This is a genomic window from Trichocoleus sp. DQ-A1, assembly GCF_039961955.1.
Classification (GTDB): Bacteria; Cyanobacteriota; Cyanobacteriia; order Cyanobacteriales; family FACHB-T130; genus FACHB-T130.
Map to the genome: position 1 here is coordinate 182049 of NZ_JAMPKE010000008.1, position 26448 is coordinate 208496.

At 47.9% G+C, this 26448-nt stretch carries 21 protein-coding genes and 3 pseudogenes; 11 read left to right on the forward strand and 13 right to left on the reverse strand.

The genetic code is table 11. The features are described 5' to 3' along the window. Positions 1-11: 11 nt before the first annotated feature. Positions 12-443, forward strand: coding sequence for a hypothetical protein (locus NDI33_RS10805; protein ID WP_190672354.1), 432 nt, complete (start codon positions 12-14; stop codon positions 441-443). A 429-nt stretch (positions 444-872) separates the two neighbouring features. Here the strand turns inward: NDI33_RS10805 and ilvD are convergent, their stop codons facing one another. The 5 genes and pseudogenes from ilvD to NDI33_RS10830 all read right to left on the reverse strand — a co-directional run bounded on the left by ilvD (position 873) and on the right by NDI33_RS10830 (position 5030). Then, entirely contained in the window at positions 873-2717 is a 1845-nt protein-coding gene (gene ilvD / locus NDI33_RS10810) for a dihydroxy-acid dehydratase (RefSeq protein WP_190672356.1), read from the reverse strand. 517 nt (positions 2718-3234) lie between these two features. Then, positions 3235-3678, reverse strand: a pseudogene (locus NDI33_RS10815) (IS630 family transposase); the annotation flags it as partial. A 169-nt stretch (positions 3679-3847) separates the two neighbouring features. Then, positions 3848-4027, reverse strand: coding sequence for a hypothetical protein (locus tag NDI33_RS10820; protein ID WP_190672361.1), 180 nt, complete (start codon positions 4025-4027; stop codon positions 3848-3850). A gap of 54 nt (positions 4028-4081) precedes the next feature. Beyond that, positions 4082-4420 carry a helix-turn-helix domain-containing protein gene (locus NDI33_RS10825; RefSeq protein ID WP_277878745.1) on the reverse strand — a complete coding sequence of 113 codons (339 nt, stop codon included), beginning with the start codon at positions 4418-4420 and terminating at the stop codon, positions 4082-4084. Between the two features lie 58 nt (positions 4421-4478). Continuing rightward, entirely contained in the window at positions 4479-5030 is a 552-nt protein-coding gene (locus NDI33_RS10830; protein ID WP_190672367.1) for a transposase, read from the reverse strand. Positions 5031-5147: 117 nt separating this feature from the next. Between NDI33_RS10830 and NDI33_RS10835 the strand changes: the two are divergent. After that, positions 5148-6144, forward strand: a pseudogene (locus NDI33_RS10835) (transposase). 466 nt (positions 6145-6610) lie between these two features. Here NDI33_RS10835 and NDI33_RS10840 read toward each other — a convergent pair. Then, positions 6611-7183, reverse strand: a pseudogene (locus NDI33_RS10840) (transposase family protein); the annotation flags it as partial. 274 nt (positions 7184-7457) lie between these two features. Continuing rightward, a complete protein-coding gene (locus NDI33_RS10845; protein ID WP_190672373.1) occupies positions 7458-8165 on the reverse strand; it encodes a PHP domain-containing protein in 708 nt (235 codons plus the stop codon). A 96-nt stretch (positions 8166-8261) separates the two neighbouring features. Between NDI33_RS10845 and NDI33_RS10850 the strand changes: the two genes are divergently transcribed. Next, complete coding sequence (locus NDI33_RS10850) at positions 8262-8990, forward strand: ATP-binding cassette domain-containing protein (protein ID WP_190672376.1); 729 nt, start codon at positions 8262-8264, stop codon at positions 8988-8990. A 68-nt stretch (positions 8991-9058) separates the two neighbouring features. On the opposite strand, the gene NDI33_RS10855 is transcribed toward NDI33_RS10850, so the two are convergent. Beyond that, entirely contained in the window at positions 9059-10255 is a 1197-nt protein-coding gene (locus NDI33_RS10855) for a HetZ-related protein (RefSeq protein ID WP_190525060.1), read from the reverse strand. A 480-nt stretch (positions 10256-10735) separates the two neighbouring features. Further along, positions 10736-11389, reverse strand: coding sequence for an L-threonylcarbamoyladenylate synthase (locus NDI33_RS10860; RefSeq protein WP_190414847.1), 654 nt, complete (start codon positions 11387-11389; stop codon positions 10736-10738). Between the two features lie 70 nt (positions 11390-11459). On the opposite strand from NDI33_RS10860, the gene larC reads away from it, so the two are divergent. The 4 genes from larC (at position 11460) to recJ (ending at position 17852) form a co-directional block, all read left to right on the forward strand. Then, complete coding sequence (gene larC, locus NDI33_RS10865; protein WP_190672380.1) at positions 11460-12809, forward strand: nickel pincer cofactor biosynthesis protein LarC; 1350 nt, start codon at positions 11460-11462, stop codon at positions 12807-12809. Positions 12810-12910: 101 nt separating this feature from the next. Further along, positions 12911-13771 carry a class D beta-lactamase gene (gene blaOXA, locus NDI33_RS10870; protein WP_190672383.1) on the forward strand — a complete coding sequence of 287 codons (861 nt, stop codon included), beginning with the start codon at positions 12911-12913 and terminating at the stop codon, positions 13769-13771. 238 nt (positions 13772-14009) lie between these two features. Continuing rightward, entirely contained in the window at positions 14010-15158 is a 1149-nt protein-coding gene (locus NDI33_RS10875; RefSeq protein ID WP_190672386.1) for an alanine--glyoxylate aminotransferase family protein, read from the forward strand. 321 nt (positions 15159-15479) lie between these two features. Next, on the forward strand, positions 15480-17852 hold the full coding sequence (gene recJ, locus NDI33_RS10880; RefSeq protein ID WP_190672389.1) for a single-stranded-DNA-specific exonuclease RecJ: 2373 nt from the start codon (positions 15480-15482) through the stop codon (positions 17850-17852). 58 nt (positions 17853-17910) lie between these two features. On the opposite strand, the gene NDI33_RS10885 is transcribed toward recJ, so the two are convergent. Then, entirely contained in the window at positions 17911-18624 is a 714-nt protein-coding gene (locus NDI33_RS10885; protein ID WP_190672392.1) for a YdcF family protein, read from the reverse strand. A 292-nt stretch (positions 18625-18916) separates the two neighbouring features. Between NDI33_RS10885 and ctpB the strand changes: the two genes are divergently transcribed. Then, positions 18917-20224, forward strand: a complete 1308-nt coding sequence (gene ctpB / locus NDI33_RS10890) for a carboxyl-terminal processing protease CtpB (RefSeq protein WP_190414839.1) — start codon at positions 18917-18919, stop codon at positions 20222-20224. 47 nt (positions 20225-20271) lie between these two features. Here the strand turns inward: ctpB and NDI33_RS10895 are convergent, their stop codons facing one another. Both NDI33_RS10895 and psb28 read right to left on the reverse strand, forming a co-directional pair. Next, positions 20272-20784 (reverse strand): MogA/MoaB family molybdenum cofactor biosynthesis protein, encoded by a 513-nt coding sequence (locus NDI33_RS10895; RefSeq protein ID WP_190536746.1) that lies wholly within the window; start codon positions 20782-20784, stop codon positions 20272-20274. A 487-nt stretch (positions 20785-21271) separates the two neighbouring features. Next, complete coding sequence (gene psb28 / locus NDI33_RS10900; protein WP_190414836.1) at positions 21272-21607, reverse strand: photosystem II reaction center protein Psb28; 336 nt, start codon at positions 21605-21607, stop codon at positions 21272-21274. Between the two features lie 299 nt (positions 21608-21906). On the opposite strand from psb28, the gene NDI33_RS10905 reads away from it, so the two are divergent. Then, positions 21907-22491, forward strand: coding sequence for a DUF99 family protein (locus NDI33_RS10905; protein WP_190672395.1), 585 nt, complete (start codon positions 21907-21909; stop codon positions 22489-22491). 92 nt (positions 22492-22583) lie between these two features. Here NDI33_RS10905 and cax read toward each other — a convergent pair whose 3' ends face one another. Beyond that, the gene (gene cax, locus NDI33_RS10910; protein ID WP_190672431.1) at positions 22584-23681 is read right to left on the reverse strand and encodes a calcium/proton exchanger; all 1098 of its coding nucleotides are present in this window, start codon (positions 23679-23681) and stop codon (positions 22584-22586) included. A gap of 221 nt (positions 23682-23902) precedes the next feature. Here cax and NDI33_RS10915 point away from each other — a divergent pair, with 221 nt between their 5' ends. Together NDI33_RS10915 and aroF are read left to right on the forward strand one after the other, a co-directional pair. Further along, positions 23903-24805, forward strand: coding sequence for an EamA family transporter (locus tag NDI33_RS10915; protein ID WP_190672397.1), 903 nt, complete (start codon positions 23903-23905; stop codon positions 24803-24805). Between the two features lie 529 nt (positions 24806-25334). After that, entirely contained in the window at positions 25335-26234 is a 900-nt protein-coding gene (gene aroF / locus NDI33_RS10920) for a 3-deoxy-7-phosphoheptulonate synthase (protein WP_190414833.1), read from the forward strand. Positions 26235-26448: the final 214 nt, after the last annotated feature.

A 26448-nucleotide genomic window follows, 5' to 3' on the forward strand; every position in this document is an offset into this window, starting at 1 on the left:
TTTGTATTAACATGGTTAATAGCTCCGAATTCCCTACTACTCGTAGTGGTTTGCTTGGACTTTGGGATCGGCTCATTGGACCGGGTGCTACTCCCGCCGAAAATATCTTGATTCTTACCAGTGCCTTGGTAGGTGCAGCTTTGGCAGCCTTTCGGCTTTGGCTGCTGGGGTTTGGGTTCTTACCAATTGCTGTTGGAGCCATCATCGGCTTCGATATTATTGGCGGTGCTGTTTGTAATGCAACCGATACAACAAAGCGTTGGTACCACCGACCCGAAGTGAATTCAGTTGAGCACATTACATTTATACTGCCGCACCTGCTCCACATTGCACTCGCGGCATGGCTTTTTCGCGTGGGTGTAGGATTTGACTGGAACTCCTTCACGTCAGTGAGTGCTTGTCTACTCTTGGCGACGGCGGTTGTGTTAGCTGTACCCGTTTAACCTCAAGCGACCCTTAGCTGTAGGGTTATATCTGATTGCTGTTGCAATAGGACTTTACAAAGTTGGTTTTACGCATGGGTTAGAGTGGTTCATCCCAGCATTATTCTTGAAGTTATTGATTGGTCATCTTGTGCCTGAGTGACTGTATCCTCTCTCCTCTGGTTAGCCTCTCATTGTAATCTGGAATTGGCAATGAGAGGTATCGTTCCACGCTCCTCGACTCATTAGACCTCTTGGAAAAGTCCCAGATACGTGGGACTAGCAGGTTAGAGTTGAGTAGCATGTATGACCTACGAGCAAGTAAAGAGCCTGAATTCAGAAGACTTTAAACGCTTGTATGGTGTAGGGGGGAGGTAAGATAAACTTTACCTCCCTTACCAGTGACCTATTGCAAGAGACACAACCCCGTTTTTGTGTCTGCGTATTTCTTTACTCCAGCATTTCCAGGTTTCGTACCGCGCCTTGATCCGCGCTAGTCGCCAGCAGTGCATAAGCCTTGAGCGCTGCACTTACCCGACGCTGCCTCTGCTGTGCAGGCTTCCAGGCATCTTTGCCCTTCGCTTCCATTGCCACACGACGGTTGGCTAATTCCTCCGCCGATAGCTCCACATTAATGCGGCGATTGGGGATGTCGATTTGGATCGGATCGCCGTCCTTGACCAGAGCAATGTTGCCGCCTGCTGCTGCCTCTGGAGAGGCATGACCAATTGAGAGGCCCGAAGTCCCGCCTGAGAATCGACCATCGGTCAGTAATGCACAAACCTTGCCCAGCCCCTTGGATTTAAGGTAACTGGTCGGATAGAGCATTTCCTGCATCCCAGGCCCACCGCGCGGTCCTTCATAGCGAATGATCAACACGTCGCCTGGTTCCACTTCATCACCTAGAATTCCTTTGACAGCAGCATCCTGGCTTTCATAAATGCGCGCCTTGCCTTCAAACACAAGAATGCTTTCGTCTACGCCTGCCGTCTTCACGATACAGCCGCGCTCGGCCAGGTTGCCATATAGCACAGCCAGTCCACCCTGAGTGCTGTAGGCATTGTTGAGGCTGCGGATACAGCCGTTTTCTCGGTCTAGGTCGAGTGAGGGCCAGCGGGTCGATTGACTGAACGCTTGCTGAGTGGGAATTCCCGCAGGGCCAGCTTTGAAGAAGGTATGAACCGTTTCGTCATCGGTACGCATGACATCCCAGCAATCGAGCGCTTCTTTGAGCGTCTTACTATGGACTGTCGGCAAGTCTGTGTGGAGAAGTCCGGCACGATCTAGTTCGCCAAGAATGCCAGGGATACCGCCAGCGCGGTGAACATCCTCAATATGATACTGGGGCGTGTTGGGTGCCACTTTGCACAGTTGGGGAACCTTACGCGAGAGGCGATCGATGTCAGCCAAGGTAAAATCGACATCAGCTTCATGGGCAGCAGCCAGCAAGTGCAGAATGGTGTTGGTGGAGCCGCCCATCGCGATATCCAGCATCATGGCATTCTCGAACGCTTTGAAACTAGCGATAGAGCGTGGTAGTACTGATTCATCGTCCTGCTCGTAGTAGCGGCGGGTAATGCTGACAATAGTGCGCGCGGCGTTGAGGAACAAATCCTTCCGGTCAAAATGGGTTGCAAGCACAGTGCCGTTACCCGGTAAGGAAAGCCCGATGGCTTCGGTGAGACAGTTCATGGAGTTGGCGGTGAACATGCCGGAGCAAGAGCCACAGGTCGGGCAGGCGGAACGCTCATATTCCTCGACCACCTCGTCCCTGACACTGTCGTTTGCAGCGACCACCATGGCGTCCACTAGGTCTAGTTTGTGCTCCGAGAGCTTGGTCTTGCCGGCTTCCATGGGGCCACCAGAGACAAATACGGCAGGAATGTTGAGACGCAGGGCTGCCATCAACATACCGGGGGTGATTTTGTCACAGTTGGAAATGCAGACCAGGGCATCGGCACAATGGGCGTTGACCATGTACTCGACTGAATCGGCAATGATCTCGCGCGAGGGCAGGCTGTAGAGCATCCCGTCATGACCCATGGCGATGCCATCGTCCACGGCGATGGTGTTGAATTCCTTGGCGACACCACCAGCAGCTTCAATCTCACGGCATACCAGTTGTCCCAGATCCTTCAAGTGAACGTGACCGGGTACGAATTGAGTAAAAGAGTTGGCAACTGCAATGATTGGCTTCTCAAAATCCTCAGTGTGCATTCCGGTGGCGCGCCAGAGCGCGCGGGCACCGGCCATATTGCGTCCCTGGGTGGAGGTTTTGGAGCGATAGGTCGGCATGGCGCATCCTATTGGTCTAAGGGTTCTTAATAGTTTAGACTTTATGGTTGTGTTGCAAAAACTTCTCAGTGACAAAGGCTCTGTGCAAATCTTGTTGCCTTAAGCGATAAGTCCAAAGTGCTGTTGTCCCAAGAGAACCTTTATCGCTACGACATAGGAGAGAAGAGAAGTATATCGATTTAAAAGTTTAACGACATTAATTTGATTCCACGCCAAATAATTTTTTATTCGACAGCAGTTTGAGAGCTTGTGAGACTGATAATGGTAATAAGACGGCTTAAAAGACACCAGCGTTAAAGATTCCGCTCGCTTGGGAAAGGTGCTTCAATCTGTCTCGCAAACAGTCAATATTGTGATATTGCAGCGCAGTTGTTATCTCTCTTTTGTTACTAGGGGGAGAGGATAATCAGGAAGAGATTCAACTAGCAATAGAGAAACTGACAGGAGAAGCGCAAAAATCATTCATGGGGTGAATTAATTTCAAAAAGCAACGTTCCATCCCAGGAATGTTAAGTGATTAAGCAAAATTAATTACATATTCGGTTCCGACTTTTTCTAGCACATTTTTGACATACTTTACTAAACTTTTCCAGTCCCGATAAGCCTCTATCTCTATCCATTCATATTTCATAAACTTCCATAAGATTTCAATTAAGTTGAGTTCGGGTGAATAAGGGGGGAGCCAAAATATCTCTAAGTTCTTTGAGGCCCATTCTTCCAGTTTCTTCATCACCGCATCACTTGTGTGAACCGGGGATTGGTCCATAACGACTACAGTTTTCTTTTCCAACCGCTCGCTGAATTTATCTAAATACCTAATCAAGCGCTCGCTCGTCATTTTTCCTAAATAAACTTCCCAGTATAATTCATTTTTTCGGTTGAGTATTCCCAAGACATTAATTCTTCGACTTTTCCCACTTTTTACCAAAATTGTTTCTCCTTTTTCCTGCCATCCATACGGGAGATAAGGCGTTAGTGGGACTTAGACAAAAACTAAGGCAAAAATGGCTTCAAACCTACACAGAGAAATATTTTCAGCTCGAATATGCATAAATCTAGTATTCACAAGGGTTTCAGGCGTTTTTAGGTCATCGACCTCTTTTCCTTGCTCAGAAAGCTTTTCAGCCCCTTTAGAGCCTTGAAATTTGTTTAAGTCCCGTTAGGCAAAATCCAGATTCATCTAAGTATCTCAAATCTATTTCTTGGCGCTTCTCTTGTTCTTTTAGGGACTCCAGTTTTTCCAACTTGATTTCATACTCCCAATCCCACGGGCTTCCACTTCCTCCCCGCTTCAGTCTTTTCCACGTCATTTGAAACTCTTTCAATACTCTTTTTAGAGTATCTTTGCTGATCCTAATATTCCATTATCGTTCTACCTGCCCTAAAATTTTCTTTAAGTTTTTAGGTTCGGCTTTGACCCACTCTCTTATTTGCTCTTTCTGTTCTTCTTTCAGTTTAGGCTTTCTACCTCTTCCTGCTCGCTCATATAATCCTACTAACTTTTCATCTTCCCAGGCTGTTAACCAGTTATACAGGGTTTTACGGCTGACTTTAAATATTGCTATTAATTCGTTCATCGTCAAGCCTTGAAAGCTTAAAAGTATACAGTGCGCCCTCTGTCTCACTTGATGATGTCTACTTTCTTTATAAATTATTTTGAGAATCCTTTGAGTTTCTCGGCTTAAATCTCTAACAAATCTCATAAGTCTCTTGTTTTCTTGACTTTTGTTTTAGCTTATTCTACTTTTTATTGTGTGTAATTTATTTTACATAAGCACTTAACTCTTGAATCATGTCTATTGCTATTTGGGGTTTGCTTTTATATTTATCTCCTGGTTTCAGGCGGTTTTTTGGTTTAAATATTTGAAAGAGCAATGGATAAGTAATTCCCTCTACTACCCCATAGGCGTTTACTGACACTATTCCATTTTCGGTTTTACCTAAATTCCCAATATATTGACGAGTTACATATTCTGTGGCTTTTCCCTTTTTCTTATCCCCGGTTTCGTCCACACATAAAATTATTTCTCTTTCCCCAATCAATATCTTTGTTAACCACAGCCTCATTTGTCTTAATTTTTTTGTATCCCACTGTGCATCTCTCAAAAAATGATGTAATGATTTACTAGATTTTATCCCTACTGTTTTCGCTATTTTTGGCAAGGATTTTTGGGGGATTTCTGATAGCATCCCTAAGTGTAAATACTTGAATGCTTCAAAATGCCTGACATCCTCAAATATTGAATAATAGTGTTGACAATAGTTATCGATGAAGCCAACTGTATTTACTGCTTCTCTACGTGGCGTAACCATTGCTGTTACTTACTGTTTCTGGTTTTCTTCCTGATTATCCTCTCCCCCTAGTAACGAAAGAGGGATTACAGGAGTTACGCAGTTGAGAAAAAAAGGTGGGTGAGGTAGAACAAAAGGATGAACCGACCCAAGTTCAACGAGTATGACTACATCAACTTCCTGATCGCGACGCAGAAAGCGTACAGTTGCCTGGAAGCCGAACGGGTACAACCGGAATCAACCGATGCTGCTGCCCATGACGCAATTACTCGGTTATTGCACCGAATAGAACCATCAACCGATGCCCTATGGCAAGAAGCCCACCTGCCCCTGGGCTTAGAGACGGGGATTCTAGTGATCGATGATTCAACCTTGGATAAGTTTTATGCCCAGAAGATAGAACTTGTGACACGGCACTGGTCAGGCAAGCATGGGCGAGTGGTGCAGGGCATCAACTTGATTACGCTGTTGTGGAGTGAGGGGGATCGTCACATCCCGTTAGACTATCGGTTTTACGAAAAGAGTGTTGATGGTGCGACCAAAAATGACCATTTTCGAGCGATGCTAGCAACAGCCAGGGAACGAGGCTTTGCTCCAAAATGTGTGGTATTTGATAGCTGGTACAGCAGTCTCGACAACAGCTTCAGTTGATTCGGGGATACGGTTGGCTTTGGTTAACTCGGCTCAAGCGAAATCGACATGTTAATGCTGATAACACAGGCAATCGCCCACTCTCTAACGTTGAGATTGCCTCAAGCGGAACCCGAGTACATCTCAAAGGATATGGTTTCGTCAAAGTCTTCAAGATTGTCACCCCAGACGGTGACATTGATTACTGGGCGACCAATCACCAAGGCTTGAGCGAACTTCAACGCTTGCAATGGGCTGAGTTTGGTTGGGCGATTGAGGAGTATCATCGGGACTCAAACAGTGCTGTGGAGCCGAACGAGCGCAAGTGCGTTCTTCTCTTGCTCAACGCAATCATGTCGGTTTAGCCATTCGTGCTTTCTTGCGATTGGAGTTGCATTGATTTGCTACAGGTATCAGTTGGTATGAGGCAAAATTGACGATTGTCCGTGATGCCATTCGTGCATATTTAGCTGACCCCCGTTTCGTTCTCATTCCAACTGCGTAACTCCTGAACTGATTCAGGAAGCTGGCTGTGAGTTGCTGTACTTACCTGCTTATTCACCAGACTTCAATAAGACAGGACTTACGCAAGTCCTGAAAAATTCATTACGAAAAAGGTGCAAAATTGATTTATTTGCCACCTTATTTCCCTACATTTTCACCGATTATAAACTGTTGAGCAAAGATTAAAAGCGTGTTGTGCTCAATTGGTGCTAGGAATTACTATAAAGTAGTTCAATCCATAGAAGAAGCAGTCAAATGGGTTTCTCTTAAGAAGATACAGAGTTAGTTTATCTTTAGCAACTAATAATTTGCGATCTGGCAACGTTTTTCACTCCCACCAGTCATCTACGAAGCTTTCTGTCAACTCATACTCTGATGTAATTTGAGCAGCATACTCATCACCCATTTGCCTTGAGTGTCCAACCAAAGTTCCGAATGCATTGGCAATATGTAATTTACCTGTTGGCATGCAACTTCTGGATGCCCGGATAGCCTTTGTTCGGCAAGCTCTCAACACTGGGATGAAAGTGAACCCCAGTTGCCGCAAACAATTTGAAATCATCCTGTCTTCCCAAAGCAAAGAACATGCAAATGATGCGTCCGCTCGTGCAGCTCAATCATCAGTTGACACTTGAGGGGATGCCGTTTCTTCTTATCTGACTAGAACTGTCCTTGCCGTTGTTGAGGTCGCTCCATCGGAGTTTCGTCACATTGAGCGCGACGACCTCAAGTTTGCCAAACCCACGTGCCAAGTGTTTCTTCCCCGGTAAACGAAACCGTCCCGATTGCATGAGTGCGTCTTCGATGGCGTGAACAATCCGGCAGACGGTTGACTTGCTAATACCGCAACTGTTGCCGATGTGGAAGTAGGTTCGATCCTCTCGCCAGTACTCCAGGGTGAGCACAATCCGGTCTTCAATTTCCAACTTTGGTTTGGCTCCAGACTGCGGGGTTGCTCTCTAGTTGGGCTTGAGCAAGTTCACCATTGCTTTGAAAGGATTGTGCTCCACTCCAAAGCGACGTTTGAAGTGGAGCGCAATCCTTGGATGGGCGCTATCTTATCGTTCATCATCAGGACACTTCACAATTCACACGTCCTGATTTTTCTGATTTTCAGGGAACTTAGCAATAGCGCTAGCGCCTAATTTGCAAGAGGTCTAATCAAAGAAAGTATCGAAAATTACGACATTTTGTAGGGGCATGGCAATCAAAAAGCCCTTATCGCCAACCAAAATCAACGTGACAGAATTTTCTTTGAATAAATGAAACCACCCTGCTCTGGAGCTTGCCTAGAGGGATTGGAGGTGAGGTGGTCTACAGGCGTTGAAGCAAATTTAAGCCGTGGGTATCGGTGCCGCAGGTGCTAAACAAACTATAGGTGGCAGCGAGCTGTTCCACCTCTTTCGTTTCCCTCGGACTGGATTGCCAAGGGCTAGGGTTGTTGTAGGCGTAGTAGGTTTCAACGCCGTCAATGCCTGCCTCAGCGGCAGCAGGGATAAGTTTTGCAGCAGGAAGGCGGTAGCGGGCTGGATGAGCCAAGACGGCAAAACCACCCGACTGATGGACGGCGGCAATCACATTGGCAGCGTCAGCATCGCTTCCCTTGGGTGCAGAGCCTTTCAGATATTGCTTCATCGCAGAGTGTTCTGGATCGAAAGCATAGCAAAGGATGTGGACTTCTGTGTTCAGCAGGCTAGAGGTGATTTCGGTGCCGATCCACAAGTGGGGTAAGTGGGCGGAATCAGGATTCGTGTAGGTGTTTTGCAGCCAGTATTGAGCCTCTTTGAAACCGCCAATCGTATGGTGATCGGTGATCGCCAGCCCTTTAAGACCTATCGCGATCGCCTGTTCCATCAACGCACTCGGTGACAAACGACCATCCGAGTAGACGGTGTGCATATGAAAGTTATAGGAGTGCGGACAACTATCAGCCTGAATCGTCTCAAAGACTTGCCTGAGTGCTGTTGTATTCTGGGCTGGTGGCTGGGGTGAAGCAGAAGATTGAGCAAGATTGATCGCCATAACCGCCGAGTAGCTGTGCGCGTTCGTTGACAATTGTTAACATATACCCTAACAAAACTAAAGAGGAATTGCGTTGGGACATTCGATGTGTATTCCATGCTGAAAGTCGCCTTTGGCAAAAATTTTCTGCCTAAGTCGGCGACCATTGGCGGGCAGTTTCATTTAAATATTCAGTTTGAAGTTTCTAGCGGCTTAACCGTTCTATTTGGGCCATCTGGCTGTGGCAAGAGTTCGACATTACAAGCGATCGCAGGGTTGTTGCGTCCGGACTGGGGCCGGATTGAAGTGACGGGAACAATCTTCCTGGATACTAAAGAGCGTTTGAACTTGCCAGCGCACCGGCGAAATGTCGGTTATGTCTTCCAAAACTGCGCCTTATTTGGGCATTTGAACGTAGCGGAAAATATTGGCTTTGCTCTCAACCGCTGGCAACGGCACCGGCGGCAGCAGCGCATTAATGAATTGGTAAATTTGTTAGAACTTGAGGATCTGGTACATCAACCCGTGCAGCGAATTTCTGGCGGACAAGCCCAACGGGTAGCGATCGCGCGGGCTTTAGCTCCCTACCCTAAAATTCTGCTTCTTGATGAACCTTTCAGCGCCCTCGATGATGATTTGAGAGCAACCCTCCGAACCGAGTTGAAAGCCATTCAACGTCAATTCAACTTGCCGGTTGTCCTGGTGACTCATTCACGAGCCGATGCCCTGGAACTCGCCGATCGTTTAGTAATCTTGGCAGCAGGACAAGTTGTTGCAGTGGGTCAGGCGGAGCATTTGCTCGATTCCCGTTCCTATTCCATTCCGGGGAAATTTCAGTGGGGGTAGAGAAAAGTGATGAGTGATGAGTGTTGAATTAAGAGAATTTTCTTAACTCAACACTCGAAACTCATTAGTCATAAATCTCCTTGGTTGCGGATTTTCCAAGCCATTTCCAGCACTTGAGTCCAGCGCTTTTGCAACTGTTTGGGCGTGCATCCGAGTGTTTGAGCAATTTCCCGCTCGCTAACTTGAGCTTGTTTTAACTGCAACAGCTGCTGCTGTTCCAGAGAAAGTTGATTCCAAAACGCTTCCCACTGCTGAGAAGAGAGTCCCAGTTTTTGGTCGAGATCGGCTCCCAACCATTGATGTACGAGCTTCCAGTTGTTTTGACGAGAGAATTTTTCCACATGGTACTTAAAGCGCTGTTGTAAGTAGTCGCGCTGACGTGCGGTTAAACCCAGGATTTCGTCAATCTCTGGTGCGGAGAGGTCTTGCAGTTTTAAAACCAGGTAATTGACACAGTCTTCTTGACCTTGGGCTTGCAGGTATTCCATCAGTTCAGCAACGACGCGATCCCGCAATACCGCTTCCGCCGGGTCAATCGTATCGGCAACCAATTGCGATCGCAGCTGGTGCATCGCCGCTGACCGACTTTGCGTGTCCGCATCTTCACCTCTGGGAAACTCAATCGCCTTCTCAATATCCATGCTCGTCTCAGCAGGCTGGCGGCGAGCAAACCCCTGTGCCCTCAACACAATTAGCTGCTGGCTGGTGCCATTCGGTAAATTGATGCGACGCTTGGCATACTGTTCGCTGAATGCCATATACTCCGCCAGTTCCAGTTGAGTGCGGGGAGTGTAGTCTATTGTCAGCTCGTTTTCCCGCCGGAAAGCTTTGATTGACTCGGCGTAGAACTCTTGCAAGAAGTCCTCAATCAGGTTGTAGCGGGCTTGAAAACCTAACTGAGAGTTGGGCGACACCACATAGCGATAAACCATCGCGCTGAGGTTGCTATGCAGTTCAACCCGACCCCGCTTAGAACCCAGCCGGTAGTATGACAGACACTTTTGCAACCGATGCCGTCCCAGATTTAACTGCCAAGAGCGAACCTCGCCAGAAGTCTGGATGCGCGGACTCTTGCTGCAAATCCGCTGTACCTCTAGAGCGATCCGGTTAGCGATCGCCTGAACGTGCAATGACGTCGTTTTGATTTCAGTCCGCAATTCCTCTAACAACAGGTCGGTCATCGTTTCCACGTCGATTCCCAACAGTTGCTCGGTCGAGTGGCATAGATTTTCAGAAGATTGGCTGAGAGAATTAATAGTTGTCATGGTGAAAGCCCCTGGTAGCGACAGTATTCAAAGTCAACAAGAGCCACTGAGAACGGTTCAAAAGTTTTGTCTCCCTTCAGGCAGCGCCTGCGATTGACCGTCTCAACTCTCTATATATAGACTGTAGGGGCTGATTGTTAGACACCGGACAGCGGGTGTGTTACTACTCTCAGCTCACTATGGGTCATCTCTACGCTCTCTCCCCATTCCATCTGACCTAAAAGAAGCACTAACCCTTGCTGTATCTGGGCTTGCGCCCCTCAAACTATCGACGCACAAGTGTTGTCGCAAAGCGGTAGGAGCTGGTGTTGAGTGGACAATCCAGGAAGTGGATTGCTGGTAGGGTTATCGTCCGAATTCCCTAGTGCCGAGGCTGTAGTTAATTGTCTTTAGTTCGCAAAGGGATTTTAGATTAGCGATTGGGGATTTTGGATGTAAAAGCTTTAACTCAATCTTTAATCTTTAATCTTTCATCTAAAATCAACTGACCGATGTCGCCCAAGCCGTTGCAGCCTCCCATCCCAGACCGCGCCGGACGATGACAGGTTCCTCATCTGTCAAATCTAAAATTGTGGAAACCCCATCTCCTGGTTCCGAGCCAATGTCCACAATCAGATCGACTAGCTTGTCTAGCTGGTCAAACAATTTTGCCTTCTCCAACCCTAGGGTTGGGGCGTTGCCATTCTCATCCACGAGGTGAGCTGAGGTGGAAATAATCGGATTGCCTAATGCCTGCAACAGCGACTGGCACACTGTATGCTCCGGAACCCGAATACCCGTCGTTTTGCGCTTAGGACTCATCACCAGTTTCGGCACTAATTTGGTGGCGGGTAGCAGAAACGTGTAAGTCCCAGGAATTAAATTCCTCATAATCCGATAAGCGACATCACTGACGATGGCATATTGGGCAATGTTGGACAGAGACGGACACAGGAACGTCAGGGGCTTATCATTAGATAGCTGCTTAAGGAGCCTCACACGCTCCACCGCTGACTTGACATTTAGGTCACAGCCAATCGCGTAGACAGTATCAGTGGGATATAGCATCACAGCGCCTGCTCTTAGGGCACCTACTATTTGTTCTATTCCACGAGTTTGCGGTGTATCAGGATGGATATTGTAGATTGTCGCCATAATGCAGAATCCAGAACTGAGACTACAGAATTCAGAATCCAGAATTTTTCCTGACTCCTGATTACTCCTTATGAACAAGCTAGCGTATCTAGAATGTCCAACAGGAATTGCCGGTGATATGTGCCTGGGGGCACTTGTAGATGCGGGAGTTCCCCTAGATTATTTGATAGAAAAGCTCAAGAGGCTGGGAATTTCCCAAGAATACCAGTTACGAGCCGAACACGTTCACCGGAACGGTCAGCAAGCTACTAAATTTCACGTAGATTTGAGCGATCGCGATCGCACCGATTCAAATCACCACCACGAACATCACCGGCAAAATGGTGGGCATCAGCATCAGCATCACGATGGCGATGGCGATCGGGTTCATTCTCATTCCCCGACGCGGCATTTGCCAGAAATTGTCCAGTTGATTGCAGCCGCAGAGTTTCCGTTACGAGTACAAGCGTCCAGTTTGGCAGTGTTTCAACGGCTGGCAGACGCAGAAGGAGCGGTTCACGGCATTCCCCCAGAAGAAGTTCATTTTCATGAAGTCGGGGCGACTGATGCCATTGTAGATATTGTCGGCACTTGTCTGGGCTTGGATTGGTTGGGGATTGGCGAACTATACTGTTCGGCACTCCCCACTGGTGGCGGGATGGTTAGAGCAGCTCACGGTCAGCTAGCGGTGCCGGTACCGGCTGTATTAAAGTTGTGGGAATCTCGCCAGGTGCCAGTTTATAGTAATGGGATCGATCGGGAACTGGTGACACCGACTGGAGCAGCGATCGCGTGTACGCTTGCCACCGGCTTTGGATCTCCACCCCCCATGACGATCCAGCGGGTTGGAAATGGTGCCGGTTCCCGTCAGTTACCGATTCCCAATATTCTGCGCCTCTGGATTGGTGAGGGTGTGGAGACGCGATTTGCTTCTCAACAAGAGTCGGGATTCCTTCAGCCTTCAGAAAGCCCCTGTTTAGAAATAATTTCGGTGCTGGAAACCCAAATTGATGACTTGAGTCCCCAAGCCATCGGCTATGTGTTTGAGGCACTGTTTAACGCCGGTGCGGTGGATGTCTTCACTCAACCGATAGGGATGAAAAAGTCTCGTCCTGGCATTTTGCTGACGGTTATTTGCCATCCCGAACAAATATCCGCTTGCGAAGCGATCTTATTCCGAGAAACGACGACACTCGGCATCCGGCGTCAGACACAGCAACGCTCGATTTTGCAGCGAGAAATTCAACAGGTTCTGACAGAATATGGCTTCGTTCGCGTCAAGGTTGCCTGGACGGGGCATCCTAACCAGAAAGCGATCGCGAATGTGCAGCCAGAATACGAAGATTGTGCCGAATTAGCGAAGGCAAATAACCTTCCCTGGCGCGAGGTGCATCAACTGGCGCTCAATACCTGGTATCTCCAGAACAGTCGCAATACTTGAATTTGCTGCCAGCAAGACCCAGATACCTAACTAGATTTCAGGAATTGCCAAACCCATTCCTGTATTACGACTGGTTTGAAAATCATGTAAGGAAAATCCTGATGTATCGAATTAAGCAAGTGCCCTTAGCGATCGCGATCGCCATTGCTAGCCTCGTGGCGCTATTGACCATTAGCGGTTTCCTCGGCACTGCTGCGAACTCTCAGCCACCTCAACCAACTTCGGAAATCACTACAACTCAAGGGATAGACCTAGGGCGTTCTTTCCGAGAACTGGGCATTGAAGGGTCAATTGTGGTTTATGACCAAAATAAAAACCAATTCTACGAACATAACGCGCCTCGAAACTCAACGGCATTCTTCCCCGCTTCAACCTTCAAGATTTTCAACGCGCTTGTGGCATTGGAAACAGGGGTGATTCGAGATGAGGTGACTGTTTTAACCTGGGACGGCATTCAACGGAACATCACAGCTTGGAACCGAGACACCAACTTGCGCCAAGGTTTTAAAGACTCAACGGTTTGGTTCTACCAAGTTTTGGCTCGGAAAATTGGGCACGAACGGATGCAGAAATTTATCAATCAAGTCGGCTATGGAAACCGTCAAATTGGGACATCTGAGCAAATCGATCGATTTTGGTTAGATGGCCCTTTAAAAATTACGCCCAAACAAGAGATTGAGTTCCTGCAACGTCTCTATCGCAACGACTTACCCTTTTCCCAACGCAGCTTAGATTTGGTTAAAGATATTATGGTGCGCGAACAAACTCCAGACTATGTGCTGCGCGGAAAGACGGGCTGGACGGACAGTACGACTCCTGGGAATGGCTGGTTTGTGGGATATCTGGAACAGAACAAAAATGTTTATTTCTTTGCCACAAATATGGATATGCGAAATGATAATGATGGCGTCAATCGCATTGAAATCACCCGGCGCAGTCTTCAAGCCTTAGGACTACTTTAAAAACACCAGCAAGTCCTTAAGTTTCTGCTTTCAGATTTTCTTCAAAAATAGTCTCTTAGATGATTTATCGCAATTCATTTGAGCTGTGAGGCAACCCTTCAGATCCCGGACTTCTTAAAGAAGTCCGGGATCTCGCCTTCACGAATTATTTAAGACTGCTATATCAGTAGCGTTACTTGCACTCAGCTAACCTTTAGACTCTAAAATAGTCCTCGCTTGATCGAGCCTAGAACCAATCATGACCCTAACCTCCTCAATTAACAACACAACTCGGTTGCAACTCGCCCCTCTAGAAATTCCGACTCGTTTGCTGCTGGGTCCAGGCCCATCCAATGCCCATCCCGCTGTCCTTCAGGCGATGAATACCCCTCCGGTGGGGCACCTCGATCCAGCATTTCTGGCACTGATGGACGAAATCCAGATGTTGCTGCGCTATGTTTGGCAGACAGAAAACCCCCTCACCATTGCAGTCAGCGGGACGGGAACGGCAGCAATGGAAGCAACCATTGCTAACGTCACCGAACCCGGTGATGTGGTTCTAGTCGGCGTTAGCGGGTACTTTGGCAACCGCCTCGTGGATATGGCAGGACGATATGGTGCGGATGTGCGAACGATTACCAAACCTTGGGGGCAAGTGTTCCCCATAGACGAACTCCGAACCGCCTTAGAAACTCATCGCCCAGCGATTCTGGCTTTAGTCCATGCCGAGACCTCCACGGGGGCACGCCAGCCGTTAGAAGGAGTCGGCGACCTCTGCCGTGAATTTGACTGTCTGCTATTAGTGGATAGTGTTACCAGTCTGGGGGGCGTCCCCTTGTTTCTGGATGAGTGGAAAGTTGACTTAGCTTATAGCTGTAGCCAAAAAGGGTTAGGTTGCCCTCCCGGTGCTTCGCCGTTTACGATGAGTCCCCGTGCAATTGAGAAATTGCAACAACGTGGCACGAAGGTGGCTAACTGGTATTTAGATATGACGTTGTTGAGTAAGTATTGGGGCAAGGAACGCACCTATCACCACACTGCCCCGATTAACTTGTACTATGCTCTGCGGGAAGCGTTGCGTTTGATTGCAGAAGAAGGAATCGAAAATAGCTGGACGCGCCATCAAAAGAACGTCGAGTATCTCTGGGAAGGGTTAGAAAACTTAGGACTGACGATGCACGTTAAACGAGAGTTTCGCCTACCAACCCTGACAACGGTTTGCATTCCACAAGGTGTGGATGGCAAAGCGATCGCGCGTCAGCTACTCAACGAACACAATATCGAAATTGGGGGCGGACTGGGCGAACTCGCAGGTAAAGTCTGGCGTGTGGGTCTTATGGGCTTCAACAGCCGTCCAGAGACCGTGGATCGCCTTGTAGAGGCATTAAAGCAGGTTTTACCTCATTAGTTGAGGATTTAGGGTGCGAAGGAACCTGGATTAAACAACTTACACTTATTGACGTTCTGTAAGGGCATGGCTGTACCATGCCCTTACGCAAGAAATCAGAGTCCCAGTTCAATTTGTCGTGATTAGGAACTTAGTACCCAGCGTCTAATCAGCACTATGGCAGCATTTTGATACCGGCTAAATTCTGGTGTCAGATTCATATTTCTCGATCAACACATCTGCAATCCTATTTTGTTTTTTAGTTGCAATCTATAGCATCCCTATCTCTTCGCGAGGCAATTATTGTGAGATAGGATGCCAGAAAGAGGGATAAAAAGAAAAATGTCACAGCAGCAACTTCAATGGCAAATCCAGTCAACGGTTGAACCACCGGCGGGATTTATTGACGAAGTCAGACGCCACGCCCCAGGATTACCCGGACATTATGCCGCACAGCTGTTGTGGCAACGGGGGATTCGCGATATTCAGCAATTGTCGGGGTTTTTAAATTCTCAGTTGTATCACCCGGCAAGTCCCTTTGAATTTGGGCAGGAAATGCAATGGGCTGTAGAACGATTAATAAAAGCCCGTAACACTGGGGAAAAAGTTTCCATTTGGGGGGATTTTGATGCTGATGGGATTACCGCAACATCGGTTCTCTGGGATGGACTGGGACAGTTTTTTACCCAGCAGCAGCTAGTTTATTACATTCCCAATCGTTTAACGGAGTCTCATGGACTCAATGAACGGGGAATTGACGCCCTTGCCCAGGATGGAACGAAGCTAATTGTAACTTGCGACACTGGCAGCACAAATCTGAAGGAAATTGAATATGCCCATCAACTAGGGATTGATGTAATTGTCACGGATCACCACACCCTGCCAGAGGAACGTCCAGCGTTGACAGCTATCATCAACCCCCGCTATTTATCCAAAGATCATCCGATGTTTCACCTTTCGGGTGTGGCAGTTGCCTATAAGTTAGTAGAAGCACTTTATGAAACTTTGCCGGATGTTCCCCAACAGCCGTTAGAAGATTTATTGGATTTAGTGGCAATTGGTTTAATTGCCGATTTAGTGCAGTTAAGCGGTGATTGTCGCTACCTGGCACAGCGAGGAATTTCAGTGCTGCAACAGCAAACTAAAAAGCGGAATCGTCCTGGGGTTGCTCGTCTATTAGAATTGTGTCAGAAAAGTGGCGATCGCCCAACGGACATTTCTTTCGGTCTTGGCCCTAGAATTAACGCTGTTAGCCGCATTCAAGGCGATGCTTCCTTCTGTGTGGAGTTACTTACCAGCCGCGATGAGAAGCGCTGTCAGCAGTTGGCATTAGAAACAGAATTAGCCAATGCCCGTCGCAAGTCGTTGCAAAAAGATGTCGCCGCTGAAGTTAATAAAAAATTAAGCCAGCTGGACTTATCAACGACTAGCGTGATTGTTCTTTGCGATACGCAATGGCCTGTCGGTGTCTTGGGTTTAGTGGCGGGGCAAGTGGCGCAGGAAACAGGGCGTCCTACGATTTTGTTGAGTACAGAGGGCGATTTGAGTGAAAACGCTTTAGCACGCGGTTCCGCCCGTTCTGTGAATCAAGTCGATCTTTACCAGTTGGTGAAAGCGCAAGAACACCTCTTACATCGATTTGGCGGTCATCCCTTCGCTGCTGGGTTGAGTCTCCCAGTTGATAAGATTCCCCTGTTTACAGAAGCTGTTAACCAGCAATTGCGAGCTTCTGTGGGCACGCCAGATGGGACACCTTTAGCGCCGATTGTGCAGGCAGATTTGGTGTGTACGGTCAGTGAATTAGGAAGAGATTTATTTTGGGAACTGAAACTATTAGAACCCTGCGGAATGGGCAATCCAGCACCAAAATTGCTCATTCAAAATTGCTGGTTTGAAAATAGTTGGAATAGTAATACTCAGGACTTAAAAGGCGCAAAAGTTCAATATATCAAAACTACTTTTAAAATTCGGGATGACTCTTGCGAAACTGGGTTTTCAGGAATCTGGTGGGGACATTATAAGGAAGAACTACCTCAAGGTAGATGCGATGCAATTGTCGAGCTTGATTTTAATAGCTACGAAAATCCTAATAAAGGGATTAGACCTCACTATGAAGTGCGGATAATTGCCGTGCGTTCTTTAGAACAGCCGCAGCAGTTAGGCACTCCGAACCAGATAGACTGGATTTTAGACTGTCGTGAGGAGTCCGCACTTGCTACTGCTGCGCTATCAGTTCTGCCAGTTCGAGAGTGCCCCAGTAGCTGGGATGAGCTGCAAGTGTGGTTCAGACGGGCGATTCAGGCAAATCAACAACTAGCGATCGCTTATCCTCCCCCAGAACCCGTTCCCCCCAGCCAAATCTGGCTGCAACTGTTAGGAATTGCCAAATATCTGAGTCGCACGGGTCAAGAGGCGACGTATACTCAACTGCACCAAAAGCTGGGAATTAGCGATCGCACTCTCCAACTCGGATTAGAAGCCATCTCTCATCTCGGCTTCCATGTTAAACAACTCGACTGGATGGTTCAAATTACTTGGCATTCCCAGGAAGATGCCGCTCATTCTGATTTAGGGAACGGACAATTACCGAAAGCAGAGACAGCCATCGAACAATTTATCGCAGCAGTTCAAGAAGAACAATTTCGCCAAAGGTACTTCTATGAAATTCCCTTGTCTACCATTCGAGCGATGGCTGCTCAAACTGCGGTTTATTAAAAAATGAGTCGGCGATCGCATTTGTTACTGCTGGGTAAGAGAGTGCGATCGCTACTCGCTATTGAATATTCCCCTGGTGTTCGCACTTAAAACCCCGCTGACGCCAATCTTTTATATCTACATCCTTCAGGGGAATTAATTTTGAACATTTAGGCTGATAAACCTGACTCACCATTGCCCACAACAAACTACGAAATACGTCCAATCCTGTCTTTAAAGAGGATTCTCGATTGCCAGGAATGCCTTGTTCGGGAACAATCTCTGGCTCTACCCAAATGCCTTGAGCGCCCATGAGAATCTGTGCTAGCCACTTAGCTCGTGGTAGATGGGTACCGGAAGTAATTAGTTTGACTTTTTTTACTCCCCATTTGCGTAGAATCGGCACACTATAGTAGAAGTTACCAAAGGTGGAGTCTGCACACTTTTCTAACCAAACTCGCTCTATGGGAGCATTTTCCCGTTGAAAAATTAGCAAAATGCACGGTTCGGGAGAACCTTGAGAAATTAATATGCGGCTTTGCGGGTATTCTTTTGCAAGCTGAGCTACGTATATTTCTCTACGAATACTACCTCCTAAAACCAAATAGGCATCTACCGGACCGGACGCCGCAGAGCGCAAAGTTAGCATAATGGTTAATAACCATGTCCCCAAGATGACGCTAAAGATAGCGATCCCTGGTGTTAGAAGTTGTCGCCATCTTCTGAAACCAGCCCGCCTAGATAAGTTGATGCGATCGCGCACAGTTGAACTACCTCTGCGTTTTCCGGGCATTTTGAGAATTTGAAGGGTATTTAGCCGATGCTTAACACTACTTTAGCTAGCCAAGCGATTTTGTTGTTCTTTTACTCTGGCGGCGATTACACTTAGGTAGACAAAAATTTGCAGGGGAGTCTAGCTAAATTAGACTGTTATCCTTGTTACAGAGACGAATAAGGAGGACACTGGGCGAACTGGCACAAAATTGATGCAGCCTGGTTAATTAACCTGAGTATCTTAGAAATAGTTCGTTTCAGGCGTCACGCGGTATCTACACATTAAACCCCACCCGTTCGAGCCACCGTTCATGAATCCATCCCCAAAAAACTTTTCCTTGCTCCATGTTGCTCTCTTTGGTGGAGCGATCGCTACGACAGCAGCTTTGTCTTTCTTTGGCTCCTCCGTTCGCGCTGCTCTACAGGAAAGTCCAAAATCAGTTGTCGATGAGGCATGGCAAATTGTCAACCGCGAGTATGTTGATGGCACCTTTAATCAGGTGGATTGGCAAGCAAAGCGGCAACAGCTGTTGAACAAAAACTATAATTCCCGTGAAGATGCCTACAAGGCGATTCGGGAAGCATTGGAAACCTTAGGCGATCCCTACACCCGCTTTTTAGATCCTAAACAGTACCAAGCCCTCACCAGTCAAACTTCCGGCGAACTCTCTGGCGTCGGTTTGCGCTTGGAACTGAACGAAAAGACTCAGGTTCTTACCGTCGTAGAACCCATTGAGAATTCCCCAGCAGTGAGAGCGGGACTTCAGACTGGGGACAAGATTTTGACAATTGATGGCAAAGCCACAAAAGGGATGAGTGTGGAAGCCGCCGCTAACCTGATTCGGGGTGAGGTGGGGACGAAAGTAAAGCTTAAGCTGTCACGAGACGGAAAAGGCGACTTTGATGTGACATTGACCAGAGCGCAGATTGAAATAGCAGCCGTCCGTCAGTCGGTCAAGCAGGAAGGCAAGTTGCGCGTTGGCTATATCCGTCTGAATGAATTTAGCGCTCACTCAGCAGAGCAGATGCGCCGCGCTATCCAATCCCTGAATAACGACAAAGTAGATGCTTTTGTATTGGATTTGCGGGGAAATCCGGGTGGATTATTGCACGCGAGTGTGGAAATTGCCCGGATGTGGATGGACAAAGGTGCTATCGTCCGTACCGTAGACCGCAAGGGAGACAACGAAGAATTTGCGACAAATCGCACGGCGCTGACACAGTTGCCTTTGGCTGTGCTGGTAGATGGCAACTCGGCAAGCGCCAGCGAGATTCTCTCAGGTGCGTTGAAGGATAATGGTCGAGCCACAATTATTGGCTCTCAAACCTTTGGCAAAGCGTTAGTGCAGTCGGTACATTCTCTCTCCGATGGTTCGGGTTTAGCGGTCACGATTGCCCACTACTACACGCCCCTAGGAACGGATATCAGCCACAAGGGGGTGACTCCGGATATCAAGATTGACCTGAACGACGATCAGCGAAAGCGTCTGGGGACGAATCCATCACTGGTGGGAACTCAGCAAGATCCCCAATATGCTCGCGCGATCGCAGCTTTGGAAAACACCCGCCTTGCCCAACCCAATAAACCTCAACGGACCCGACCGATTAGCGTCCGGTAAGAGCAAAGGAAGTGAGAGCTGAAGAGTGAGGAATGGAGGGCTATACCTCACTCTTCACTTTTCTGTAACTGGCTAACTAAGTGAACAAGTTCTGGCAAAATTAGCTGTTGGATGGCAAGTTTAACGGCATTGGTAGAACCGGGGATGGAAAATACCAATTTGGTTTGATAGACACCGGCAACGGCGCGAGATGCGATCGCCCGCGAGCCAATTTCTTGATAACTGAGAAACCGGAACAATTCGCCAAATCCAGGCAAGATTTTTGAGAGCAAGCTTTCTAGAGCGTCGTAGGTGGTATCTCTCGGCGCGATGCCAGTGCCTCCATTGAAGATCAAAGCATCCAGATCCGGGCGTTGGGCGAGTGCTTGCAGGTGCGCCCGAATCTGCTTCGGTTCATCTTTGAGAATGGCGTACTCTGAGACCGCATGACCGGCATCTCGGAGTAACTGTTTAATCAATTGACCGCTTTTGTCGGTTTCGGGCGATCGCGTATCGCTAACAGTGATAACAGCGCAAGTCACTGTCATCCTCTCCGGGTCTGGGTGAGGCAGATTGGTCATGGGTAAGCTATTCCCTCAAGAGTTTTGAGTTTTTAAAAACGGGCTTTTCTGGGATATCTTACTGCCACACGGCTGTCCGATTAACCGTTCCTACGAATCTTGACTCCTGATTTCGCTAGCTCTCGGTAAGGGCACGCGCATTCAAATACTGTTCGGTTAACTCAAATTTTGCACCAAGCCCTCAGAATGGAATTTTGCGGCGATTGCATTCCAAGTCCTAAAAGCGCGAACCAACCGAAAATCAAGGGTTCTGTAACCTGCTCCCGGCAGGTTTTCATGTGTGCTTGCTGTCGCTGTGCGGTTTCAACCGCTCAGTGGAGGGGTGTAGAGACGCATTAGCGAAATGGTGCATTCGTGCTGCGACACGTTAACGCAGTGCAGTGCCGCACCATTTCGCGTCTCTACCGGAGGTTACTGGTAGGCAAATGAGCTTATCCGAACCGGATTGCATGGGTATTGCCTGTGCCCCAAGCACTTAGCTCTTTATTTAGGACTGGCTAAGTTCCAAACCATGATCTTTTGCATACCGTTGCATGAAGCGCATGAAGCGATCCCATTCTTCAGGAGACTTCATCAGGTAAGTTGCTTGGAGGTCTTTTGCTTGACCGTTGACAAATACGCCCTTGACTTCTCTCGTCAACAGTTCTCCTTCCTCGTCAACCATGTACATCCCAGTGATTTCCCCTGAGGTTTCGGTGTTAAAGGCGTTGGGACTTTCAAAATAAAACGTAGCGGTGCCATGAGCGCCACTCTTAGAGCGGGTTAGCTTTACATCCGGTATGACTTCTTCGTTGATCCCTCTGGAAAATTGAATTTGAGCCATAATTCTGCCACCAAGTTTTTATGATAGATAACTTAACATTTTCTCATTATTTAGAGCGGACTGGTTCAGCTTTTACGGGTGCTTTTGGGCACTTTAGTACCTCGGATGCCACTAAGAGACCTGAGTTAGACGAGCGATCAAGTTAGAATTAAACATATTTTCCTGAAAATTGGCAGAAATAAGCTTTTTTAGGGCGATTAGTATGTCTTAGTTTCTTAAGCTCAAAAATGCTACTTTAAGCGCTTCTAAAAGGGAAAATTAGCTTAAAATCACGGATGCGATCGCTTTTTTGGTGTGAGATGAATCTTGAATCTTTACTCCGACTCAATCGCCTAATTCGCGTCATCGGCTTCGATGATGCGCCGTTCGCACGCCGTAGGGGTGGTAGTGCCTCCATCGCTGGGATCGTTTGTGCAGGCACCCGCTTTGAGGGCATGGTGTGGGGAAAGGTGCGGCAAGATGGCTGGAATGCAACTGATACCGTTTGTAACCTACTGCTCGGTAAAAAGTTCTTGCCGCAATTACACTTGGTGCTGCTCGACGGCATCGCTTTTGGCGGTTTTAATGTGATTGACTTTCCTAAGCTTGCCGAGCGATTGGAACTCCCCTGCGTTGCCGTGATGCGGCGTCAGCCTGATCTAGCCGCTGTCAAACAAGCCATTCACCACTTGCCACAGCCAGAGCGACGGCTCAAGCTTTTGCAGCGTGCTGGTGGAATTTATACCTTCCCGCCATTCTTTTTCCAAGTGTGCGGTGCTGAGCCAGACGTAACCGCTGCGGTGCTGCAACGTCTGACTGACTGCGGCAACGTTCCAGAGGCATTACGTCTGGCGCATTTAATTGGAGCAGCGGTGGTGAAGGGAGAAAGCGGACGTTCGGCGTAAGGATTTGGTAATGAGAGTTTTGAATTTTGAGTTTTGAGGCGAGCGAAAGTCCTTTAACTCAAAACTTTTTCCCAATTATCAAAAAACAACCATTAGGCGGGATGAAAGTAAAAAGCTGCTCCCAAAACGATGTAGGTTGCTAAGAGCAGTACGCCTTCTAACCAGTTAGAGCGTCCGTCTAGACTGATAAGATTGGCAACAGTGACAGCGATCGCTACCGCAATCACTTCAAAAGGATTGAAGTTGAGATCCATTGGTTGACCAATGACAACTCCTACCAAAACTAAAATTGGAGCCACCAGCAGGGCAACTAATAAGCTAGACCCCATCGCCACAGAAACAGATAAATCCATATTGTTTTTGAGAGCAACGTTGACCGCAGTTACATATTCGGCAGCACCGCCAACCAGAGGCAACAGAACAACACCTGTAAATAAGGGAGTCAAACCCAGACCCTTTGTTGCTTCCTCCACAACTCCCACAAAAATCTCTGACTCAAAGGCAACTGCAACCGTAGAGGCTACTAACACACCAATCCAGAGCCAAAGATTCGGTTTGTGGGCAGTTGATTCAGCTTCAGAACCCATTGAATTTGGTGAGTCTAAATCGACTAATCCCACCTCGTAAAGATAGCTATGAGTTTTTAAAGAAAACAGTAACGTCAGAGCATAAACTACGATTAACACAGTGGCAACTGTGAGGGAGAGATTGCGAATTGCATCGAGTGGAACACCATTTGAGGTATTGATGACCGTCGTAGGCAAAATAAGGGCGATCGCTGCCAGCGTCATCGACGAACCATTCACCCGCGCCACAATCGGCTTGAATTCCTGTTCTTTATAGCGCAGTCCTCCTAACAGCATGGAAAGTCCCATGACTAGGAGTAAATTACTGATAATTGTTCCAGTAATACTTGCTTTAACAATGTCAACTAAACCAGCATTTAGAGCTGCTAAAGCAATAATTAGCTCGGTTGCATTTCCAAAGACTGCATTTAACAATGCACCAATCGAAGGCCCCGTAACGACGGCAACTTCTTCAGTCGCAGTGCTTAACCAAATTGCTAGGGGGACGATCGCGATCCCTGATGTAATAAAAATGGCAAGCGAACCCCACCCTAAATATTCAGCAGCAATTGAAATGGGTACAAAAATTAGCAGGACGTAAGAAATAATTTTCTTGATTGACATAGCGAATTGTGGCTGAAATTGCAGAGCATGATGAATTTTCCCACCCGATGAGACGTAGGAAAGTAGCAACGAGTTCTCCCCTGGATGGTTGAGACGAGTCATACTTTCACTGCTTGATGTCATCGAAAATTGGGCATCTCTCACCTCTGTAAGAATATCTGGAAACTTGTCAATTGCACCCTGTCGTTTCTCGTATGCTGATGTAGAAGCAGGAGGACTCGATGCCAAACGACAAACGAGAGGAAGGAAGAACCGCGCCTCGCCCCAATCGAGTGGGAGTTGCTCTGATAGCCGTCTCCGCAACGGGTTTTGCGACGCTGGCGATCTTCGCCAAGCTTGCCTATGCGGAAGGGTTAGATTTGTCCAGCACCCTGGCTTGGCGGTTTACAGGCGCAGCGGCGATACTCTGGTCTTGGCTAGTGTGGCGAGACGAGTGGCGCTTAAAACCGCAAGATGCGATCGCTGCCACCCTTTTGGGAGGTGTGGGGTATGCGATTCAAGCAACTCTGTTCTTCGGCGCTCTCGCTTATACCAGCGCTGGCGTTGCTGCTTTGTTGCTTTACACCTATCCTGCCTTTGTCACTGTCTTGGCGTGGGTAATCGAAGGCGATCGCCCTGGCTCCTACCGGAAGATTGCCCTCGGTTTAGCCCTCACCGGCTGTTTGCTGACTGCCGATTTGGGCGGAACGACCGTGCAGCCTTTAGGGTTAGGGCTGGCGATCGCATCGGGAGTTTGGTACGCACTTTACTTGACTTTTGGGGCGAGATTAGTGCGATCGCTCTCTCCGGTGACAACCAGCGCCTATCTGTCTCTGGGAGCCGCCCTCTCTTTTATGGGAGCCGCTTGTTTGGGGCGGGGGCTGATTTTCCCCCAAACAACTGTCGCCCTAGGGACAATCGCCGGGTTGGCAGCGATCGCCACGGTGCTGCCCATCATTACCCTGTTCGCGGGTATTCAGCGGTTGGGAACCTCCAGAGCTGCCATTCTCTCCACCATCGAACCCGTGGTGACGGTGCTGCTGGGAATCATTTTCCTAGGAGAGCAACTCGTAGGCAGACAAATATTGGGAGGGTTACTGGTAGTCAGTTCGGTGGTGTTAATTCAGGCGTTTCCTCAAGATTAGTCGCTTGATTTACCCTCGCAGGGGTCTTGACGCAATTTGATCCCTTTGCTAAGTTCATGGATGAATAGACTTATTGCATAAAACTTAAATAAAAGAGTGATAAGTTCCATAGCGACCTAGAAAAAACTGGCTTTTGCCAAAATTCTCAGGTACGCAGTAAATTCTCAAAATTAAACCAAATTAGACGCTTCCCCCTATGCTCAGCAGCAGTTTTTACTTTTATTGGTTTAGGACGGTTCACCGGCAGTGAATCCAGTGCCCGCATTGGAACCGCCCGGTGAACCGCAGAGTAAAATCTGCGGTTTTTTTGTTTTAAGGAGCAACTTTTCATGGTGATGACCTATTTCAGTAGCTGGTTTTATGGCTTTTATTTTTGGCCCACAAGTTCCGGGTAAATAGCGTCATGCCAATGAATCGTCTATAGCCCGGAACTAGAAAAGGTTCCGGGCTTTTTTGTCAACTCCCTCGCCCTACTCCCTCCTGCAAGGAAGGGTCAGAAAAATCTTTTAGCTTCAAGGAGACTCAAACCATGATTAACGCCAAACTCGCCTCGCAATCCCACGCCAATCACCAAACTACTGTCAAACTTTCCGAACAAGTTTCCATCGGTGGGACGGAACTTGCGATCATCGGGGGGCCTTGTACAGTGGAAAGCTTGGAACAGATGGAAACTGTCGCTAGCCAACTCGCCGCAGCGCCCGTTCAGGCGCTGCGTGGCGGTGTCTACAAACCCCGTACCTCTCCTTATGCGTTCCAGGGAATGGGAGTGGAAGGACTCCAGATTTTGGCAGATGTGCGATCGCGTTATGGCATACCCGTCGTCACAGAAGTGATGTCAATTGGGCAAATAGAAGCTGTTGCGACTCACGCGGATATGCTGCAAATTGGGAGCCGTAATATGCAAAACTTCGATTTGCTGAAAGCTTTGGGTCAAGCTGGCAAGCCAATATTGCTCAAACGCGGTCTAGCTTCTACGATTGAAGAATTTGTCATGGCGGCGGAATATATTTTAAGCCACGGCAATCCCGATGTGGTGCTGTGCGAACGGGGTATTCGCAGCTTCGATAACTATACGCGCAATGTGCTGGATTTAGGCGCGGTAGCAGCTTTGAAGCAGATAACCCACTTGCCAGTCATTGTCGATCCGTCTCATGCCGTCGGTAAGCGGGAATTGGTAGCACCTTTGGCAAAGGCAGCGATCGCTTGTGGTGCAGATGGCTTAATTATTGAGTGTCATCCAGAACCCGAAAAATCTGTTTCCGATGCTCGTCAGGCGCTTTCCTTAGAAGATATGGTGGATCTCGTTCATAGCTTAAGACCTGTAGCAGCAGCTGTTGGGCGAAATATATCGGAAGTAGGGGTGGGTTTCAATTTAAAACCTGCCCCTATTCATTTCTCTGCCAAAAAACCATGTGGACTTACGGCTTAATCCTATTGATTGATTCTGTCGCTATTTGCGTTCCTTCTTAGCCCCCCCAATTCATGAGGTTGGGGGGATCTGTTGCCATGTGTTAGATTTCTCAAGGAATTTTAGAAGAGGTGCGATCGCTAATTTCTGCTAATACCAATTCTTTATGAGCATGATTTATTTTAGTAGAGACATAGCAATGCCATGTCCTTACAGAACAATCGAATGCATTGTT